Source organism: Rhizomicrobium sp., assembly GCA_037200045.1.
Lineage (GTDB): Bacteria > Pseudomonadota > Alphaproteobacteria > Micropepsales > Micropepsaceae > Rhizomicrobium.
This window is the reverse complement of sequence record JBBCHM010000002.1, coordinates 174,088-191,402: the sequence shown is the minus strand read 5'-3', so window position 1 is coordinate 191,402 and position 17,315 is coordinate 174,088. Positions and strand designations below refer to the sequence as shown.

The 17,315-nt window shown below is 67.0% G+C and carries 22 protein-coding genes and 1 pseudogene; 14 read left to right on the top strand and 9 right to left on the bottom strand.

The features are described from left to right. Positions 1-97: 97 nt before the first annotated feature. Positions 98-922, bottom strand: a complete 825-nt coding sequence (gene panB / locus WDM86_16250; protein ID MEI9991582.1) for a 3-methyl-2-oxobutanoate hydroxymethyltransferase — start codon at positions 920-922, stop codon at positions 98-100. Positions 923-1,208: 286 nt separating this feature from the next. Here panB and WDM86_16245 point away from each other — a divergent pair, with 286 nt between their 5' ends. The 3 genes from WDM86_16245 (at position 1,209) to WDM86_16235 (ending at position 3,600) form a co-directional block, all read left to right on the top strand. Beyond that, positions 1,209-1,982: a hypothetical protein gene (locus WDM86_16245; GenBank protein MEI9991581.1), complete on the top strand. Its 774-nt coding sequence runs from the start codon at positions 1,209-1,211 to the stop codon at positions 1,980-1,982. Between the two features lie 10 nt (positions 1,983-1,992). Next, complete coding sequence (locus tag WDM86_16240) at positions 1,993-2,217, top strand: hypothetical protein (protein MEI9991580.1); 225 nt, start codon at positions 1,993-1,995, stop codon at positions 2,215-2,217. A gap of 111 nt (positions 2,218-2,328) precedes the next feature. After that, positions 2,329-3,600: a hypothetical protein gene (locus WDM86_16235; protein ID MEI9991579.1), complete on the top strand. Its 1,272-nt coding sequence runs from the start codon at positions 2,329-2,331 to the stop codon at positions 3,598-3,600. On the opposite strand, the gene WDM86_16230 is transcribed toward WDM86_16235, so the two are convergent. The 6 genes and pseudogenes from WDM86_16230 to WDM86_16205 form a co-directional block, all read right to left on the bottom strand. Further along, the gene (locus WDM86_16230; GenBank protein MEI9991578.1) at positions 3,593-3,742 is read right to left on the bottom strand and encodes a hypothetical protein; all 150 of its coding nucleotides are present in this window, start codon (positions 3,740-3,742) and stop codon (positions 3,593-3,595) included. The genes WDM86_16235 and WDM86_16230 overlap by 8 nt on opposite strands. A 149-nt stretch (positions 3,743-3,891) precedes the next feature. Continuing rightward, positions 3,892-4,482, bottom strand: coding sequence for a 50S ribosomal protein L9 (gene rplI / locus WDM86_16225; protein ID MEI9991577.1), 591 nt, complete (start codon positions 4,480-4,482; stop codon positions 3,892-3,894). A gap of 11 nt (positions 4,483-4,493) precedes the next feature. Then, positions 4,494-4,715 (bottom strand): annotated as a pseudogene (rpsR, locus tag WDM86_16220) (30S ribosomal protein S18). A gap of 95 nt (positions 4,716-4,810) precedes the next feature. Beyond that, the gene (gene rpsF, locus WDM86_16215) at positions 4,811-5,185 is read right to left on the bottom strand and encodes a 30S ribosomal protein S6 (GenBank protein ID MEI9991576.1); all 375 of its coding nucleotides are present in this window, start codon (positions 5,183-5,185) and stop codon (positions 4,811-4,813) included. Positions 5,186-5,511: 326 nt separating this feature from the next. Next, positions 5,512-5,685 carry a hypothetical protein gene (locus WDM86_16210; protein MEI9991575.1) on the bottom strand — a complete coding sequence of 58 codons (174 nt, stop codon included), beginning with the start codon at positions 5,683-5,685 and terminating at the stop codon, positions 5,512-5,514. A gap of 33 nt (positions 5,686-5,718) precedes the next feature. Further along, complete coding sequence (locus tag WDM86_16205; protein ID MEI9991574.1) at positions 5,719-5,889, bottom strand: hypothetical protein; 171 nt, start codon at positions 5,887-5,889, stop codon at positions 5,719-5,721. Positions 5,890-6,127: 238 nt separating this feature from the next. Here WDM86_16205 and WDM86_16200 point away from each other — a divergent pair, with 238 nt between their 5' ends. Both WDM86_16200 and WDM86_16195 read left to right on the top strand, forming a co-directional pair. Beyond that, positions 6,128-7,381: an MFS transporter gene (locus WDM86_16200; GenBank protein ID MEI9991573.1), complete on the top strand. Its 1,254-nt coding sequence runs from the start codon at positions 6,128-6,130 to the stop codon at positions 7,379-7,381. Positions 7,382-7,464: 83 nt separating this feature from the next. Beyond that, positions 7,465-8,280: a TauD/TfdA family dioxygenase gene (locus WDM86_16195; GenBank protein ID MEI9991572.1), complete on the top strand. Its 816-nt coding sequence runs from the start codon at positions 7,465-7,467 to the stop codon at positions 8,278-8,280. Here WDM86_16195 and WDM86_16190 read toward each other — a convergent pair whose 3' ends face one another. Next, the gene (locus WDM86_16190; GenBank protein ID MEI9991571.1) at positions 8,281-9,201 is read right to left on the bottom strand and encodes a hypothetical protein; all 921 of its coding nucleotides are present in this window, start codon (positions 9,199-9,201) and stop codon (positions 8,281-8,283) included. A 95-nt stretch (positions 9,202-9,296) separates the two neighbouring features. Between WDM86_16190 and fabD the strand changes: the two genes are divergently transcribed. From fabD to gmk, 9 genes are all read left to right on the top strand, one after another. Beyond that, complete coding sequence (fabD, locus tag WDM86_16185) at positions 9,297-10,244, top strand: ACP S-malonyltransferase (protein MEI9991570.1); 948 nt, start codon at positions 9,297-9,299, stop codon at positions 10,242-10,244. Then, positions 10,244-10,984, top strand: a complete 741-nt coding sequence (gene fabG, locus WDM86_16180; protein ID MEI9991569.1) for a 3-oxoacyl-[acyl-carrier-protein] reductase — start codon at positions 10,244-10,246, stop codon at positions 10,982-10,984. Before fabD ends, fabG begins: the two co-directional genes overlap by 1 nt. A gap of 152 nt (positions 10,985-11,136) precedes the next feature. After that, the gene (locus WDM86_16175; GenBank protein MEI9991568.1) at positions 11,137-11,376 is read left to right on the top strand and encodes an acyl carrier protein; all 240 of its coding nucleotides are present in this window, start codon (positions 11,137-11,139) and stop codon (positions 11,374-11,376) included. A 23-nt stretch (positions 11,377-11,399) separates the two neighbouring features. After that, a complete protein-coding gene (fabF, locus tag WDM86_16170) occupies positions 11,400-12,659 on the top strand; it encodes a beta-ketoacyl-ACP synthase II (GenBank protein MEI9991567.1) in 1,260 nt (419 codons plus the stop codon). A gap of 67 nt (positions 12,660-12,726) precedes the next feature. Further along, a complete protein-coding gene (locus WDM86_16165; protein MEI9991566.1) occupies positions 12,727-13,095 on the top strand; it encodes a type II toxin-antitoxin system RelE/ParE family toxin in 369 nt (122 codons plus the stop codon). Continuing rightward, positions 13,092-13,412, top strand: a complete 321-nt coding sequence (locus WDM86_16160; protein ID MEI9991565.1) for a helix-turn-helix domain-containing protein — start codon at positions 13,092-13,094, stop codon at positions 13,410-13,412. The genes WDM86_16165 and WDM86_16160 overlap by 4 nt, the downstream gene beginning before the upstream one ends. Before the next feature lie 3 nt (positions 13,413-13,415). Continuing rightward, positions 13,416-14,438 carry an endolytic transglycosylase MltG gene (gene mltG / locus WDM86_16155; GenBank protein ID MEI9991564.1) on the top strand — a complete coding sequence of 341 codons (1,023 nt, stop codon included), beginning with the start codon at positions 13,416-13,418 and terminating at the stop codon, positions 14,436-14,438. 173 nt (positions 14,439-14,611) lie between these two features. Next, positions 14,612-15,499 (top strand): YicC/YloC family endoribonuclease, encoded by an 888-nt coding sequence (locus WDM86_16150; protein MEI9991563.1) that lies wholly within the window; start codon positions 14,612-14,614, stop codon positions 15,497-15,499. 9 nt (positions 15,500-15,508) lie between these two features. Then, complete coding sequence (gmk, locus tag WDM86_16145; GenBank protein ID MEI9991562.1) at positions 15,509-16,135, top strand: guanylate kinase; 627 nt, start codon at positions 15,509-15,511, stop codon at positions 16,133-16,135. Positions 16,136-16,202: 67 nt separating this feature from the next. On the opposite strand, the gene WDM86_16140 is transcribed toward gmk, so the two are convergent. Then, positions 16,203-17,249 carry an amidohydrolase family protein gene (locus WDM86_16140; GenBank protein MEI9991561.1) on the bottom strand — a complete coding sequence of 349 codons (1,047 nt, stop codon included), beginning with the start codon at positions 17,247-17,249 and terminating at the stop codon, positions 16,203-16,205. Positions 17,250-17,315 lie beyond the last annotated feature (66 nt).

Here is a 17,315-nt window from a genome sequence, read left to right as displayed (position 1 = left end):
GGGCCAAGATATTGGCCGCGCGGGATGATTTAGCCGCTCGGGCGCGCGGGCGCAACTTGCCTTTCCGCAATCTCCCACGCCCGGAGCGGGGGCGAGGCTACCCCGCCTTCTTCATCGTGTAGACGTTTTCCTTGCCCGGGAAGGAGCGGTCGCGGACGTCGGCGGCATAGGCCTTCACCGCCCGCTCGATCTCGGGCCCGAGATTGGCGTATTGGCGGACGAATTTCGGCGGGCTGGGGTTGAGCCCCAGCATGTCTTCCATCACCAGGATCTGGCCGTCGCAGCGCGGCGAGGCGCCGATGCCGACGGTCGGGACGGCGATCTGGCTCGTGATCTTGGCGGCCAGCGGCTCGGCCATGCCTTCGAGCACGATGGCGAAGGCGCCGGCCTCGGCGACGGCTTTCGCGTCGGCCTCGATCGCCGGCCATTCGGCCTCGGTGCGGCCGCGGGCGCGGAAGCCGCCGGAAAGGTTCACGGCCTGCGGCGTCAGCCCGATATGGCCCATCACCGGGATGCCGCGCTCGGTCAGATAGCGCACGGTCTCGGCGAGGCGGGTGCCGCCCTCCATCTTGACCGCGGTGCAGCCGGTCTCCTGCATCACCCGCGCCGCGTTGCGGAACGCGATCCGCGGGCTCTCCTCATAGGAGCCGAACGGCATGTCGACGACGACGAGGGCGTGGCGGCTGCCGCGCATCACCGCCTTGCCGTGCCCGATCATCATGTCGAGCGTGACGCCGACCGTGCTCTCCATGCCGTACATCACCATGCCCAGGCTGTCGCCCACGAGCATGAGATCGACGTGATCGTCGAGCAGGCGGGCGGTGTGGGCGTGGTAGCAGGTGAGGCAGACGATCGGCCTCTCGTTCTTGTGGGCGCGGATCTCCGGCACGGTGACGCGCTTGGTCTGGACGACGACGGACATGGTTCCTCGCTGGCTGAATCGATTTTCCTGGGAACTGGCCTGTCCACGGCGCTGGGCGTCAGGTGGGCGGCGGCGGTCCTTGACCGGTCGGCGGCTTTATAGCCGATGTCGGGCGGCGAAACGACGGCAATCTTGCCGTCCGGGGCCGGGCCGCGAGTTCCGGTAAAGACGGCGTTTACCAGTTTTACGGGATGCCGAAACATGGACGCGATTACACGTTGCACGGCGCGTGCTCCTATAGGTTCGCCGCGATCCGCAAGTCGCCAGGCGGGCGGAGGAATACATATTGAATACGTTTGTGCTCGGACTTCTGGTCGTCATCGCGCCCGCGATACTGACCGCGCTGATCGTGCTCGCCGCCCGACAATTCCTGCATGAGAAGGTTCGCGAGGGGCATAATGATGTCCTGGTCCCGCTGTTCCTGACCGCCGGCACGATCTACGCCGTGATGCTCGGCTTCCTGGTGGTCGTCGTGTGGGAAGCCTATGGCGACGCGAAGGAGAACGTGGCGCTCGAAGCCTCGACGCTCACCACCATGTACCGCCAGACCAACGGCATGGTGCCCGACGAGATCAAGGCCATGCGCGAGCATATCCGCGCCTATACCGAGGCGGTGGTGAGCACCGAATGGGATATCCAGGCCAAGACCGGCGGCGCGGCGCCGGAAGCGCGGCGCCAGATCGCCAATATCTACCGCGAATACGCGAACATGCCGCCGGACGTCGCGAACTCCTCGATCAACCGCGAGTTCCTCTCGCAGTTCTCCCTCGTCACCGCGGCGCGCAACAAGCGCACGCTCCAGGCCGGCGAGGCGGTGCCGTGGGTGCTGTGGCTCGGGCTGGTCGGCGGCGCGACGATCGTGGTGGCGATGAGCTGCATGCTCTACATGGACACCTGGTGGCCGCATGTCGTGATGTCGGCCGTGCTCACCCTCATGATCGGCATGCTCTTGTTCATCACGATCATCCTGGCCAAGCCGTTCCAGGGCGCGCTGGCGCTGGAGCCCGGACCATTCGAACATTCCTTGTCGGTCTACAAAGCCGTCGACGGCGGAAATTAGGGGACGAGCGATGCGCGTCAGCACTTTGCAACACCGTGAGCCGAGCGAGGTGGAACTCGGCGTCGTCTATGCCAGCGTCGAAGGCGTGAACGAGAAGTCCTACGACGAGGCGCTCCACGAGCTGAAGGAGAAGGGCGCCAAGCTGGGCGCCACCGCGCTCATCGGCCTGCAATTGGTGCAAAGCCAGTTCCAGTGGAACCAGCGCACCAGCCTGATCGCCACCGCCATCAAGTAGCGCTTGCCGCCGCCGCTCGGCGGGCGCATGACCGTTCCGGTCCCGCATCGCGGACCGGAGCCGTCAGGCGTGAAGATCGGGATGGAACCGCCGGAACCTGTGGGTCGCGCGATGACGTCGCGTTCGGCCTTTCTCGCGATCAGCGGCTTTCTGAGGCTGCGTGGCCGGACCGACATTCCGCTTCGGGCGGCGTGGCTGCGAGCGACGATCGCGCTGTTGTCGGGATCGCGGAAGACCGAGCGCCAGGCCGAGTTCGCGTGGCGGCGGGGCGATGCGCTCGCCGCGACGGCGCATTGGCGCGCCCTGGAGCGCGAACAGCCCGGCCGCGCGGCGTGGCCGTTGAAGATCTCCCAGGCCGCGACCGAGCGCGGCGATTTCGACGCGGCGGAGCGCACCCTGTTCGACGCGCGGGCGCGCGGCATCGACGACAGCGAGGTCGAAGCCGGCCTCTTGCGCTGCGCTCGCCTGGGCCGGCGCTCGAATTCCGCGATCGACGAGGCGGAGACGATCGCGGCCGACCCCGCCGCCTCGCTCAACCAGGTGTTTCAGGCGGCGTTCTACCTGATGGCCCGCAACCGGCTGGAGGGCGCGCGCGCCGGATTTGGCCGGCTCCTCGATCATGCGAAAATGGGGCCTCTGGCGCGCGGCTATCTGGCGGCCATCGACCTGATGGCGGAGGCCCGCGCGAAGGGCCGTCCCGATGTCCCCGGCTGGGTCTCCCCGGCCGAGAATTCCATCCTCGTGCGCGAGCCGTCGTCCGATACGCTGGTCGTGGGCTTTGCGCTGCCGTCCAGCGCGCTCGGGCTGTCCTTGAACGGCGTGCATGCGATGCTGTCGTCGCGCGGCGTGAACGCGCTCTATCTTTACGACAGCCGCCAGGTCTTCCATCTGGCGGGCACCGACCGTTTCGGGCCGGGTTACCAGGCGATGCTGGGCGGCATCCGCGCGCTGGCGGCCGAGCTGGGAACGCGCCGGCTGATCACGCTGGGCGGCTCGGCGACGGGCTATACCGCGATCCGCGCGGCGCTGGATCTGGATGCCGACGGCGCGCTGGCGTTCGGACCGGCGACGCTCATGCTGCCGACGGTCAGCCCTGGCGTGGCGCGCAGCGCGCACACGCTTCAGCGGCTGATCGAGACTGTCCGCCCGATGATGAAGGATCTGCGCCCGCTGGTTCGAGCCCGCGCCAACGGCCCGCGCATCGAAATCTACTACAGCGCTCAGAACCGTCGCGACCGGATGCACGCGGGCAATTTGGCGGGGTTGCGCGGCGTCACCCTCCATCCCATTCCAGGGATCGAGCGGCACGACTGCCTGACCGAGATGGCGCGGCGCGGTTATCGCGATCTGCTGGACGTGTTCCCGGCGCCGGGCGTCAGCTGAAAGTGGCGTTGAGGTCCGCGCTTGAATTCGCGCCGGTCTCGGATCTCGCGACGTCAAGGCGCCGGAAGATGGGGGTATTCCACGGCTTGAGAAAGGCCGGCGGCGTCGCCATGCGCTCGGCGCGGATCGTATCGTCTTTCATGTTTTCATTCCGGTCGACAATAGAGAACTAAGTTCCGCATGGATCGGTTGCAACTAAGGGATAGTCCGGATGCGATCTCCCAATGCCTGAAAAAAATGGCCGGTCTCGCGGCCGGCCATTTCGTGTCGTGTCGTGTCGGATCGGGAGCCCTATTCGGCTTCCGCGGTCTCTTCCTCGCCTTCCGGCTTGGGCGCGGCGCCTTCCTCGAAGAGTTCCTCGGCGGCGACCTTGGCCTCCTCGGCCTCGGTGCGCTCGGCGAGCACGTCCTCGCCGCGGGCCTGGCGCTCGGCCTCGTCCTCGCTGCGCGCGACGTTGATCGTCACGCTGACGCGGACTTCCGGGTGCAGGCGGACGCTGACCTTGAACAGGCCGATCGTCTTGATCGCGGTGTCGAGCGGCACCTGGGTGCGGTCGACGCTGACGCCGCCTTCCGAGATCACCGTCGCGATGTCGCGCGTGGAGACCGAGCCGTAGAGCTGGCCGCGGTCGCCGGCCTGGCGGATCAGGACGAAGGTCTTGCCGTCGAGCTTCTTGCCCACGGCCTCGGCTTCCTTCTTCTGTTCCAGGTTGCGGGCTTCGAGCTGCGCCTTCTGGCCCTGGAAGAATTCCCGGTTGGTCTTGTTGGCACGCAGCGCCTTCTTCTTCGGCAGCAGATAGTTGCGGGCGAAGCCGTCCTTGACCTTCACCTCGTCGCCCATCTGGCCGAGCTTCTCGACGCGTTCGAGCAGGATCACTTGCATCGTCGTCGCCCCTAGTTCAGCACATAGGGAAGCAGCGCCATGAACCGCGCCCGCTTGATGGCGTTGGCGAGGATGCGCTGCTTCTTGTTGGACACCGCCGTGATGCGCGACGGCACGATCTTGCCGCGCTCGGAGATGAAGCGCTGCAGCAGCTTCACGTCCTTGTAGTCGATCTTCGGCGCGTTGGCGCCCGAGAACGGGCAGGTCTTCTTGCGGCGGAAGAACGGACGGCGCTGACCGCCCTCGCGTCCACCTTCGCCGCCACGTCCGCCTTCGCGTCCGCCACCCTCGCGGCCACCGCCGCCGGCACGATCACCACCATACGACATTATGCGGCCTCCTGGGTTTCGGCGCCTTCCGGCTTGCGCTCGCCCTCGGGGCGGTCGTCGCGGCGGTTCTTGTTCGAGGAGACCTCGAACGCATCGACCTTCACCGTGATGTAGCGCAGCACGTCTTCGTTGATCTTGAGCTGACGCTCGAGCTCGACGACGGCCTTGGACGGCGCGTTGATGTTGAGGAGCACGTAATGCCCCTTGCGGTTCTTCTTGATGCGATAGGCGAGCCCGCGCAGGCCCCAATATTCCTGCTTCTCGACCTTGCCGCCTTCGCCTTCGACGATGGTCTTGAGGTGGGTCGCCAGCGCGTCGACCTGCTGCGCGCTGATGTCCTGGCGCGCGATCAGGAGATGCTCGTAGAGAGCCATGTCCGTCCTTTCCCGGGCTGCGGAACAGATCGGGGCGGACACCCGTCACTGCCTCGGATCGCCCGGAATACGCACCATGCGCACACCCGCCGCTTCTTCGAATGGAAGAGGGGCAGGTTCCGGCGACCGCAGCCGCTATGAAGGCGGGGCTTATAGGGGAACGGGCCTGGGGAGGCAAGGGCGGCGCCTGGCGGCCGATGGCCCGCGCACGGACCTTCCTGTTCGACCGGATGGGCGCGACGCCCAGGCCCTGAAACGAAACGCCCTGAAACGAAAAGGGGCGCGAAGCATGGCTTCGCGCCCCGATTCGAACCGATGTCCGGTGCTTACCAGCCCCAGCCGCGGCAATAGCGGTCATGGTGATGGTGATGCCAGCCCCAGCTCGTGCAATGGCGATGGCCGTGATGGCCACCACCGATGTGGATGGACAGAGCGGCGGCCGGCATGGCCGAGGCGGCCAGCAGACCCAATGCGAATACGGAAGCGATGACGTTCTTCAATGTATGATCCCCCTTTAGGAGTTGAATGGACGGTTACCAGCCCCAGCCGCGGCACCAGCGGTCGCGATGATGGTGACGCCATCCCCACGACGTGCAATGACGATGATGCCCCCAGCCGTGATGGTGAGGATAGGCATCGGCCGCCGTGACGGTGACGCCCATAAGGCCGACGGCGAGTACCGCGGCGGTAAGTAGTGTTTTCATGAACTCTCCCTCTTGAAAGTTGGAAGGCACGGCAGCGTTAACGTACCCGCGCGCTCCGAAGTTCCCAACCCCTCGCAAGTCCATGTTCCAACCTTTTTCCTGAACGCAGCATGAACAAGGACTGTATCAGCCGCTTGAAGGCCCGGCTATGCGAGGGCGCCCGGCGCCGTCATAGTCGGCCGAAAGCCGGGGGATTTGAATGGGACGCGGGGTGTTTGCAAGGGTCACATGGCGACTCATGCCGTTCATGGCGCTGCTCTACATCGTCGCCTATCTCGACCGGGTGAACATCGGTTCCGCGGCGCTGACGATGAACAAGGACATCGGGCTGACGCCGGAGATCTACGGCTTCGGCGCCGGCATCTTCTTCATCGGCTATTTCCTGTTCGAAGTGCCGTCCAACGTGATTCTGGAGCGGGTCGGGGCGCGCATCTGGATCAGCCGGATCATGCTGACCTGGGGCGTGGTCTCGATGGCGAACGCCTTCGTCACCGGCCCGGTCGGCTTCTATGCCGTGCGCTTCCTGCTGGGCCTGGCGGAGGCCGGGTTCTTTCCGGGCATGGTGTTCTATCTCACCACCTGGTTTCCCTCGCCGCTGCGGGCGCGGCTGGTCGCGCTGTTCCTCGCCGCCGTGCCGCTGACCAACGTCATCGGCGGGCCGCTCTCCGGGCTGATCCTGGGGATGGAGGGCTTTCACCATCTGCATGGCTGGCAGTGGCTGTTCCTGATCGAAGGTGTCCCGTCGCTGGTGCTGGGCGTGCTCGTGCTCCTGTGGCTGCCCAAGGGGCCGGCGGACGCCAGATGGCTGACCGAGGAGGAGCGCGGCGCGATCGCGGACGCGTTCGCCGAGGAGCCGGAGCAGCACCACACCGAGCTGCTGCCGATGGTGAAGGACGCCCGCGTGTGGATGCTGTCGGGAATCTATTTCGGGCTGGTGGTGGCGCAGTACGGGATCAATTTCTGGCTGCCGCTGATCGTGCGCGAGATGGGGTTCAGCATCTTCGACACGACGCTGGTCGCGGCGGTGCCCTATTTCGCGACCATGTTCGCGATGGTGGCGTGGAGCCGGCACAGCGACGCCAGGAGCGAGCGCGTCTGGCACATCGCCGTCGCGGCGCTGGCCGGTGCGGCCGGCCTTGGCGGCGCCGCATTGTTCCATGCGCCGCTCCTGGCGCTGGCCGCGATGACGCTGGCGCTGATCGGCGCCTATGCCGGGGCGGCGGTGTTCTGGACGCTGCCGCCGGCCTTTCTCGGCGGCCCCGCCGCGGCGGCGGGCATCGCGCTGATCAATTCGATCGGCAATCTGGGCGGCTTCTTCGGGCCCAACATCATGGGCTGGCTGAAGCAAGAGACCGGGAGCTTCACCGCCGGCCTCGGCACGCTGTCGCTGGGCCTGATCGGGGCGGCGGTCCTGGTGGTGCTGGTCGGCCGCACCATCACCTTCGCCGGCCGCGCCGCCGCGCTGGAGCGTTATACGCGGCTGAACGCCTGACGTTGCGGCAACGCCTGCCTTGCGCGGCGGGTCCGCCTCGCTATCTTTCGCGGCCGGGAACGGAGGATGCGATGGGCGCGAGCGTGCGCAGATACGAAGGCGGCTGCGGCGCGGAGGTGCTGGGCGTCGACCTGCGGCGGCTGAGCGAAGCCGACATGGCGGCGCTCAAGCGCGCCTATGCCGAGCACGGCGTGATCTTCTTCCGCGACCAGAGCCTGACCGAGGACGACCACATCGCCTTCGCGAGGCGCTGGGGCGAGATCGACATCAACAAATTCTTCCCGCACATCGAAGGCTATCGCGAGATCGCCGCGGTGAAGAAGGAGCGCGAGCAGAAGACCAATATCGGCGGCGGCTGGCACACCGACCATTCCTACGACCAGATCCCGGCCATGGGCTCGATCCTGGTGGCGCGCGTGCTGCCGGCAGCGGGCGGCGATACCATGTTCGCCGACATGGTCGCGGCCTATGCGGCGCTCGACGACGAGACCAAGGCGGAGATCGCCGACCTCAAGGCCGTGCATTCCAACGCGCATATCTTCGGCTCCAAGGCCTATTACGACAATCCCGAGCGCCGGGAATTCGCCAACGACGCGGCCGTCGGCAAGGCGCTGCATCCGGTGGTGATCACCCACCCGCTCAGCGGGCGCAAGTCGCTCTACGTCAATCCCGGCTTCACCATCCGCTTCGAGGGCCAGTCGACGGAGGAGAGCCGTCCGCTGCTGCACAAGCTGTTCGCGCATGCGATGAAGCCGGAATTTCAGAGCCGCTTTCAATGGCGGCCCGGTTCGGTCGCGTTCTGGGACAACCGCGCGACGTGGCACTTCGCGCTGAACGACTATCACGGCGAGGAACGCCTGATGCACCGGATAACGGTGAAGGGCGTGGCGCTCGCCTGATCACGCCGGCTTGCCGATCGCGCCGCGCCCAAGGATGTAGGCGCCGAGCTGGCCGATGCTGACGGCGTTGAGCGGGAATTCCAAAAGGACATGGAGCATGCTGATGAGGAGCAGCACCAGGATGCCGATGTCGAAGTCGTAGAAATAGAGCGCGGTCGACGCGGCGCTCAGGATCGCGATCGCGATCAGGCGCGGCCGCGGGATATTCGACCAGCGGATGACATCGGCTTTGATGAACCAGTTGAGGTAGTGATAGGTGTAGACGAAGGACAGAAGGCCGGTCACGCGGCCGCCGAAGGTCAGGTCCGGCACGCCGACGAGCGCGCCGAGCGCCGGCGCCACATCGCCGAAATTCTCGCGCGCGACGCGCGCCAGGCCGGGAAGGACCGAGCCCGCCCAGGGCGGCACGGCCAGGATCAGCACGATCGCCGCGACATAGGCGCCGAGGATGGCGAACTGCACGCCGCTGCCCCTGCGCACAGCGCCCAAAGACATAAAGACCAGGGTGAAGACGCAGACATGGATGAAGGTCGGCAGCAGGATGCCGACGAGCGCGAAGGGCACATCCGAGGCGATCATCGCCAGTGTGGCGGCGGCGGCGAGCGTGCCGTACAGCGCGGCGGTGCGCGGCTGCGAGGTCGTCGCCGCGATGGCGCAGGCGGCGAACACGCACCACAGCGTCACGCCCAGCCAGTAGGGCGTGGCGATGAACATCGCCCCGAAGGCGACCGCCGCCGGAACCGCCGCCAGCGCGCGGCGCGGCAGGAAATAGCCGCGGTCGTGCAGCCAGGAGATCTCGGTGAAATAATGCGCCGGGCCGAGGACGGCATAGGACAACAGGACCAGCTCGAACGGCAGCGCATAGGCGGCGGCCAGCGCTGCGAGCAGCAATGCCAGATGGGCGGTGTCTGCGCGGCGCATGCGGTCCCCCTCCAAGAGGGCAGAACTCTAGCAGAACATCGGCGGCGCGACTTGCCACTTGCCTCTTGCGCCGCCGCCATTTAATGCCACGCGCCATGACACGCGCGTTCATCTTTCCGGGGCAGGGCTCCCAGGCCGTCGGCATGGGCAAGGCGCTCGCCGAGGCGTTCGCGCCGGCCCGCGAGGTCTTCCAGGAAGTCGACGACGCGCTCGGCCAGAACCTCTCCAAGCTGATGTGGGAGGGGCCGGAGAGCGACCTCGTCCTCACCGAGAACGCCCAGCCGGCGATCATGGCGGCCTCGATGGCCATCATCCACACGCTGCAGAAGGACGCGGGACTCGATCTCGCCAAACACGCGCGACTCGTCGCCGGCCATTCGCTCGGCGAATACACCGCGCTGTGCGCCGCCGGCGCGTTCTCGCTGTCGGACGCGGCGCGGCTGCTGAAGGCGCGCGGCCGGGCGATGCAGAGCGCGGTCCCGGTCGGCGAGGGCGGGATGTCCGCGCTGCTCGGCGCCGAGATCGAACAGGCTGAAGAACTCGCAAGGCAATGCGCGGCGGCGGGCGGCGGCGTCTGCGTCGTCGCCAACGACAACGCGCCGGGCCAGGTCGTGGTCTCCGGCAGCAAATCCGCGATCGACAAGGCGCCCGAGATCGCCAAAGCCCTGGGCATCAAGCGCGCCATGGCGCTCAACGTCTCGGCGCCGTTCCACTGCCCGCTGATGCAGCCCGCCGCCGACAAGATGGCCGAGGCGCTGGCGGCGGTGACGATCCGCCCGCTCGCCGTGCCGGTGGTGGCGAATGTGACGGCGGCCGAGACCGCCGAGCCGGAAACAATCCGCCGCCTGCTCGTCGAGCAGGTGACGGGCCGCGTGCGCTGGCGCGAGAGCGTGCTGGCGTTCAAGGGCTATGGCGTGACGACGACGGTCGAGTTCGGCGGCGGCAAGGTGCTCACCGGCATGGTCAAGCGCATCGACAAGGAGCTCGCCACGGTCACGCTCGACACGCCGGCGGATGTCGAAGCTTTCGTGAAAGGCCTCTGATGTTCGATCTCACCGGCAAGACCGCTCTCGTCACCGGCGCGTCCGGCGGCATCGGCGGCGCCATCGCCAAGGCGCTGCACGCGCAGGGCGCCAGCGTCGTGCTCTCCGGCACCCGCGCCGAGGCGCTCGCAGCGGTCAAGGCCGAGCTCGGCAGCCGCGCCTTCGCCGCGACCTGCGACCTCGGCAACAAGGAATCGGTCGAGGCGCTGGTGAAGACGGCGGAAGCCGCCGCCGGCGCGCCCATCGACATCCTCATCAACAATGCCGGCATCACCCGCGACAACCTCTTCCTGCGCATGAAGGATGAGGAATGGGACCAGGTCATCGCGGTGAACCTCACCGCCGCCTTCCGGCTCTCCCGCGCCGTGCTGCGCGGCATGATGAAGAAGCGCTGGGGCCGCATCGTCTCGATCACCTCGGTGGTCGGCGCCACCGGCAATCCCGGGCAGGGCAATTATGCCGCCGCCAAGGCAGGCCTGGTCGGCATGACCAAGTCGCTGGCGGCCGAGGTCGCGTCGCGCAACATCACCGTCAACGCCGTGGCGCCGGGCTTCATCGCGACCGCGATGACCGACGCCCTGACCGACGCCCAGAAGGACGCCATCGCCGCCCGCATCCCGGCCGGGCGGATGGGAACTGCGGCCGAAATCGCCGCCGCGGTGGTCTATCTGGCGAGCGAGGAAGCGGCCTATACGACCGGCGAGACCATCCAGGTCAACGGCGGAATGGCCATGATCTGACAGTCAATTCAAATACTTAACCCTGTTGTAGCAGGCGGCGAGCCTTTGTGTTACGAAACCCGCCGACCCCACATGCTTTATCAGTGAGGGCCCTACCTGCGGGCCGCAACCCTAACCCCGGCAGGCTATTCCAAGGAGAGGCTTACAATACCATGAGCGATACGGCGGAACGCGTTAAGAAGATCGTCGTCGAACACCTCAACGTCGAGGCCGACAAGGTCACCGAGAACGCGTCCTTCATCGAGGACCTCGGTGCGGACAGTCTCGACACCGTCGAGCTGGTCATGGCGTTCGAGGAGGAATTCGGCATCGAAATCCCCGACGACGCGGCGGAATCCATCGTCACCGTCGGCGATGCCGTGAAGTACATCGACAAGTCGGCCACCGCCTGACGTCCCCCTCCCCACCCACCCGCATGCGTAGAGTCGTCGTCACCGGAATTGGCCTCGTCACGCCGCTCGCCTGCGGCGTCGAGGAAACATGGTCGCGCCTGCTCGCCGGCAAGTCCGGCGCGCGGCCGATCACCAAATTCCGGACCGACGACCTCGCCACCCGCTTCGCGGCCCAGGTGCCGCGCGGCGACGGGACGGACGGCACGTTCAACGCCGACCAGTGGGTGGACCCCAAGGAACAGCGCCGGATGGACGATTTCATCGTCTTCGGCCTGGCCGCCGCCAAGCAGGCGGTGCGCGATTCCGGCTGGGAGCCGAAGACCGAGGACGAGCGCTGCCGCACCGGCGTGCTCATCGGCTCGGGCATCGGCGGGCTTCCCGGCATCGAGGAAGGCGCGCTCCTGGTCGAGACCAAGGGGCCGCGCCGGCTGTCGCCGTTCTTCATCCCGGGGCGGCTGATCAACCTGATCTCCGGCTATGCCTCGATCGAGCACGGCTACAAGGGCCCGAACCATTCGGTGGTCACGGCCTGCGCCACCGGCGCGCATGCCATCGGCGACGCGGCGCGGCTGATCGCGTTCGACGACGCCGATGTGATGCTGGCGGGCGGCGCCGAAGCGGCGATCTGCCGGCTCGGCATCGCCGGCTTCAATGCCTGCCGCGCGCTGTGCACCGACTTCAACGACGCGCCCGAAAAGGCCTCGCGGCCCTACGACAAGGACCGCTCCGGCTTCGTGATGGGCGAGGGCGCCGGCGCGGTGATGCTGGAGGAATACGAGCACGCCAAGGCGCGCGGCGCGAAGATCTATGGCGAGGTGAAGGGCTATGGCCTGTCCGGCGACGCCTTCCACATTACCGCCCCGTCGGAAGACGGCGATGGCGGCTTCCGCGCCATGACGATGGCGCTGAAGAAGTCCGGCCTGTCGCCGTCGGACATCGACTACGTCAACGCCCACGGCACCTCGACCATGGCGGACTATATCGAGGCCGGCGCGGTGGAGCGCTTCCTCGGCAACGCCGCGGCCAAGGTCTCGATGTCCTCGACCAAATCCTCGATCGGCCATCTGCTCGGCGCCGCCGGCGCGGTGGAGGCGATCTTCTGCCTGCTCGCGATGCGCGACCAGATCGTGCCGCCGACCATCAACCTCGACAATCCGGACGGCACCACCCAACTCGATCTGGTGCCGCGCACGCCGAAGGAGCGCGAGGTGAACGTGACGATGTCGAACTCCTTCGGCTTCGGCGGCACCAACGCCGCGCTGATCTTCACGCGCGCGGATTGAGTTTCGCCGTCTGCGGCCTCTTGAAATATAGTTCAAAGTACTATAGTTTATAGTGCTAGGAGCGTCCGTGCGGATATACAAAACCAGGTGGTTTGTCCGATACGCACGGCAAGAGCGCATCGCCGATTCATCTTTGCGCGATGCCATCGAGCGCGCCGAAAGAGGTCTTATCGATGCCGATCTGGGCGGAGGCGTCATCAAGCAACGCGTCGCCCGTCCGGGACGAGGGCGGTCAGGTGGTTATCGGACGCTCATCGCGTTTCGTCGTGGGGACCGCGCGATTTTCGTTTTTGCTTTCGCAAAGAGCGATCGCGAAAATATCGATGCCGACGAATTGGAAGCTCTGAGGGAGACTGCGGAAGAGTGGCTTTCGATGAGCGTCGCGACACTCGAAGTCTCGCTCGACAAGGGCTCGATACAGGAGATTAGGGAATGAAGGCCAAATCTCGTTTGGCGGAAGCGCTACTGGAAACGGCGGACGACATGTTGCGTTCGGGTATCATGTCGAAGGAGAAACACGAGAAGATCACCAAGCGGCTTCTGGGCCGGCTGGCGCCGCCCAAGCCGCTGTCCGGCGCGCAGATACGTGCCATGCGGGAGCGCGCGAATATGAGCCAGGCGGCGTTCGCCCATTGCCTCAACGTCACGACCGGCTATGTTTCGCAATTGGAACGCGGCGCCAAGCATCCCACCGGCGCGGCCCTTGCGCTTTTGAACGTCATCCAGCGCAAGGGAATTGAGGTGATACTCTAGCCCATGCGCGTCTTGCTTCGCCTCCTCGTCGTCCTGATCCTGCTGGCCGGCCTCGCCGGCGGCGCGTTGTTCTGGGAGGAGACCAATTTCGACGCGCCGGGCCCGGCGGCGCCGGCCGGCGCCGAGACCGACGTCGTGATCAAGCCCGGCATCGGGCTGCGCGGCATCTCCGACGCGCTGAAGGCGGACGGCGTGATCGCCAATCCCGACCTGTTCCTGTGGGGCGTGCGCCTGCGCCGCACCACCGCGGCGCTCAAGGCCGGCGAATACGCGATCCCGTCGCGCGCCAGCATGCGCGACATCATGGACATCCTGATCGCCGGCAAGTCGATCGAGCACAAGATCACCGCCGCCGAGGGCCTGACCAGCGACATGATCGCCAAGCTGATCAACGCCGATGCCGAGCTGACGGGCGATCCCGTCGCGGTGCCGGCGGAAGGCACGCTGCTGCCCGAGACCTATCTCTTCCTGCGCGGCGCGACCCGGCAGGACATCCTCGACCGCATGACGGCGGCGCAGAAGAAGCTGATCGCCCGGCTGTGGCCCCGGCGCGACGCGAACCTGCCCTACAAGACGGTGCGCGAGGCGATCATCCTCGCCTCCATCGTCGAGAAGGAGACCTCGCTGCCGGCCGAGCGGCGCCACATCGCGGCGATCTTCGTCAACCGGCTGCGCCTCGGCATGAAGCTGCAATCCGATCCGACGATCATCTATTCGCTCACCGGCGGCTATCCACTCGGCCGCGGCATCCGCATGAGCGAGCTGAACCGCGTGACGCCCTACAACACCTATGCGGTGGCGGGGCTGACGCCGACGCCGATCTGCAATCCGGGCAAGGATTCGATCGCCGCGGTGCTCAATCCCGGCACGACGAACGACCTGTATTTCGTGGCGAGCGGCACCGGCGGGCATGTGTTCTCGGCCACCGTCGCCGACCAGAACCGCAACGTCGCCGCGCTGCGCGCCCGCGAGCGGCTCGAGAAGCTGAAGCCGGTGATGCCGGAACCGACGGTTCCGCATCTGTGACGTCATCACCTGCCAGCCGCGCGCAGCGCGATTGATTCACGCGGAGCCGCGGAGAACGCGGAGTTAGCGTCTTTGACTCTCCGCGTCTCCGCGCCTCCGCGTGCCAAATTTTTATGCTTCGGCTTTGCGGCATTTGCTCGCCGGGTCTATCTTTCGAAAAGATCGGAGTCGCCATGAGCATCGTCAGCATGACCGGATTCGCCGAGGCGCATGGCAGCCGCGACGGCACGCGCTGGCGCTGGGAGGTCAAGAGCGTCAACGGCCGCGGCCTCGACGTGCGCCTGCGCACCCCGCAGGGCTTCGACGGGCTGGAGGCGGCGGCGCGCACCCTGGCCGGCGAGCGCTTCAAGCGCGGCTCGCTCCAGGCGGCGCTGACCTTCGAGCTCGGCGAAAGCGCGCGGGGCCTGCGCGTCGATCCCGCCGCGCTGGCCTCGGCCATCCGCATCGCCCGCGAGGTCGCGGCCGAGACCGGCCTCGCGCCGGCGCGCATCGACGGGATTCTCGCGCTCAAGGGCGTGATCGTGCAGGACGACGTGATCCCCGCCGACGAGCGCGAGCGCGGCGCGCGAGACGCCGCGATCCTGGAGACGTTGGCGACCGCCCTCGACGCGCTCGCTCGCGCCCGTGCGACGGAGGGGCACAAGCTTCTCGCCGTGCTGACCGGCCAGATCGACGAGATCGCGCGGCTGACCGGCGAGGCGCGGGCGCTCGCCGCGGCCCAGCCGGCGGCGCTGCGCGACAAGCTCGCGGCGCAGATCAAGGACATGCTGGCCGGCGGCACCCTCTCCGACGACCGGCTGGCACAGGAAGTGGCGCTGCTCGCCGTCAAGGCCGACATCCGCGAGGAGCTCGACCGGCTGTCGGCGCATGTGCAGGAAGCGCGCGCGCTGCTCGCGTCCGGCGAGGCGGTCGGACGCAAGATCGATTTCCTGGCGCAGGAGTTCAACCGCGAGGCCAACACGCTGTGCAGCAAGTCGTCCGACATCGCGCTGACGCGGCTGGGCCTGGCGCTCAAGGCGGTGATCGACCAGTTCCGCGAGCAGGCGCAAAATGTCGAATAGGCTTGGCGAATGAGCGAGATCGCGCGGCGCGGCTTGATGCTGGTCCTGTCGTCGCCGTCGGGCGCCGGCAAGACGACGCTGGCGCGCCGGCTGCTCGAAAGCGATCCGGGCATCTTCATGTCGGTGTCGGCGACGACGCGCGCCAAGCGGCCCAGCGAGGTCGAGGCCCGGGACTATTTCTTCGTCGAACACCTGCAATTCGAGGAGATGGTGAAGGCCGGCGATTTTCTCGAACATGCGACCGTTTTCGATCACCGCTATGGCACGCCGAGGGCGCCGGTGATGGCGGCGCTCGACGCGGGCCGCGACGTGCTGTTCGACATCGACTGGCAGGGGACGCAGCAACTGGCGGAACGCGCCCGCCAGGATCTTGTCAGCGTCTTCGTGCTGCCGCCGAGCCATGACGAATTGGAGCGCCGGCTGAAGGCCCGCGCGCAGGATTCCGACGAGGTGGTGGCGCGCCGCATGGCCAAGGCGGCGAGCGAGATCAGCCACTGGCCGGAATACGACTATGTGATCGTCAACCGGGAGGTCGACCGCGCGCTGTCGCAGGTCAAGGCGATCCTGGAAGCCGAACGCGCCCGCCGCACGCGCCTGGTCGGCGTCGGCGAATTCGTGGCGGAGCTGACGCGATAGGATACCTCTCCCGCACGCGGGAGAGGATACGTCCAGCCTGTTGCAGGTAAGGCAGCCGGCGCTCCGATTATCCGATCGCCGCGCGATACACCCTCTTCGCCGTGCCGCTAAACAACGCCGTCTTCTCGTCGGCGGAGGCGCCGCTGGCGAGGCGCTTGAACGCGTTCCACAGGCTGGCGTAGTCGCAGCCGAAGCGGTCGACCGGGAAATTGCTCTCGAACATGCAGCGGTCGGCGCCGAACGCCGCGATGGTGGTCTCGACATAGGGCTTCCACTGCGCCGCCAGGATTTCCGACGGCGGGTCGTCCTCGCGCATGCGCAGCTTGAAGCCGGCGAAGGGCATCGGCAGGCCGCCGACCTTCACCACGACGTTCGGACATGCCGCCAGCGTCTGGATGCTTTCCTTCCAGGCGCCGAAGCGTTCGGCGCGCTTGCCCTCGTAACGGCCGATGCCGAGCGGCGTGCCGACATGGTCGAGCACGATGGTCGTCTCGGGGAAGGCGCGGGCGAGATCGATCAGATCGGGAAGCTGCGGCTCCAGCAGCCAGGCGTCGAAGGAGAGGCCAAGTTTGTGCAGCACCGCGAAGCCCTCGCGGAATTTCGGATCGAGATAGAGCCCCGCCGTGTTGCGGCCCGACAGCGGACCCAGCACGCCGGGATCCTCGTCATGGGATGCGGAGTGGCGGATGCCGCGGAAGCGGCCATGGCCGGCCGCGATGTGGCTGCGCAGCACGTCCTCCACCGTGTCGGCGCCGAGGCGCAGATCGACATGGCCGACGATGCCGGCGCAGGCGCGCACCTCGCCATAGAGGCCGCTGGCGCTCATCGCCGCCACGCCGTTGACGAATTCGGTCTCGCCTACGCATTTGAGCGCGTCCGGCCCGTCGGCGCGGTACATCGCGCCGCATTCCATGTAGATCGTGCCGCGGATGTTGTGGCCGCTGTTGAGGTCCTTCAGCAGCTCGTCGAACAGATAGCGCGGGATGTTGCGGATGATGTCCATGAAGCCGTGCTCGGACGGCGGCAGGTTCTTCAGGATCGCGGTCGGCCGGTCCCACAGATGATGATGCGGATCGACGATCGGCAGATCGGGTTCGAGGATTTGTTCGGGCATCAGCAGCCTCCCATACTGTCATCCCCGGCCGAGCGAAGCGAGGGGAAGGGGACCCAGGCGTTGAAG

What these genes read in the sequence shown, in the direction of transcription:
- panB (MEI9991582.1), bottom strand. Translation starts at nt 922, where the DNA reads ATGTCCGTCGTCGTCCAGACCAAGCGCGTCACCGTGCCGGAGATCCGC.
- WDM86_16240 (MEI9991580.1), top strand. Translation starts at nt 1,993, where the DNA reads ATGCGCGTCAGCACTTTGCAACACCGTGAGCCGAGCGAGGTGGAACTC.
- WDM86_16235 (MEI9991579.1), top strand. Translation starts at nt 2,329, where the DNA reads ATGACGTCGCGTTCGGCCTTTCTCGCGATCAGCGGCTTTCTGAGGCTG.
- WDM86_16230 (MEI9991578.1), bottom strand. Translation starts at nt 3,742, where the DNA reads ATGAAAGACGATACGATCCGCGCCGAGCGCATGGCGACGCCGCCGGCC.
- rplI (MEI9991577.1), bottom strand. Translation starts at nt 4,482, where the DNA reads ATGCAAGTGATCCTGCTCGAACGCGTCGAGAAGCTCGGCCAGATGGGC.
- rpsF (MEI9991576.1), bottom strand. Translation starts at nt 5,185, where the DNA reads ATGGCTCTCTACGAGCATCTCCTGATCGCGCGCCAGGACATCAGCGCG.
- WDM86_16205 (MEI9991574.1), bottom strand. Translation starts at nt 5,889, where the DNA reads ATGAAAACACTACTTACCGCCGCGGTACTCGCCGTCGGCCTTATGGGC.
- WDM86_16200 (MEI9991573.1), top strand. Translation starts at nt 6,128, where the DNA reads ATGCCGTTCATGGCGCTGCTCTACATCGTCGCCTATCTCGACCGGGTG.
- WDM86_16190 (MEI9991571.1), bottom strand. Translation starts at nt 9,201, where the DNA reads ATGCGCCGCGCAGACACCGCCCATCTGGCATTGCTGCTCGCAGCGCTG.
- fabD (MEI9991570.1), top strand. Translation starts at nt 9,297, where the DNA reads ATGACACGCGCGTTCATCTTTCCGGGGCAGGGCTCCCAGGCCGTCGGC.
- fabG (MEI9991569.1), top strand. Translation starts at nt 10,244, where the DNA reads ATGTTCGATCTCACCGGCAAGACCGCTCTCGTCACCGGCGCGTCCGGC.
- WDM86_16175 (MEI9991568.1), top strand. Translation starts at nt 11,137, where the DNA reads ATGAGCGATACGGCGGAACGCGTTAAGAAGATCGTCGTCGAACACCTC.
- fabF (MEI9991567.1), top strand. Translation starts at nt 11,400, where the DNA reads ATGCGTAGAGTCGTCGTCACCGGAATTGGCCTCGTCACGCCGCTCGCC.
- WDM86_16160 (MEI9991565.1), top strand. Translation starts at nt 13,092, where the DNA reads ATGAAGGCCAAATCTCGTTTGGCGGAAGCGCTACTGGAAACGGCGGAC.
- mltG (MEI9991564.1), top strand. Translation starts at nt 13,416, where the DNA reads ATGCGCGTCTTGCTTCGCCTCCTCGTCGTCCTGATCCTGCTGGCCGGC.
- WDM86_16150 (MEI9991563.1), top strand. Translation starts at nt 14,612, where the DNA reads ATGAGCATCGTCAGCATGACCGGATTCGCCGAGGCGCATGGCAGCCGC.
- gmk (MEI9991562.1), top strand. Translation starts at nt 15,509, where the DNA reads ATGAGCGAGATCGCGCGGCGCGGCTTGATGCTGGTCCTGTCGTCGCCG.
- WDM86_16140 (MEI9991561.1), bottom strand. Translation starts at nt 17,249, where the DNA reads ATGCCCGAACAAATCCTCGAACCCGATCTGCCGATCGTCGATCCGCAT.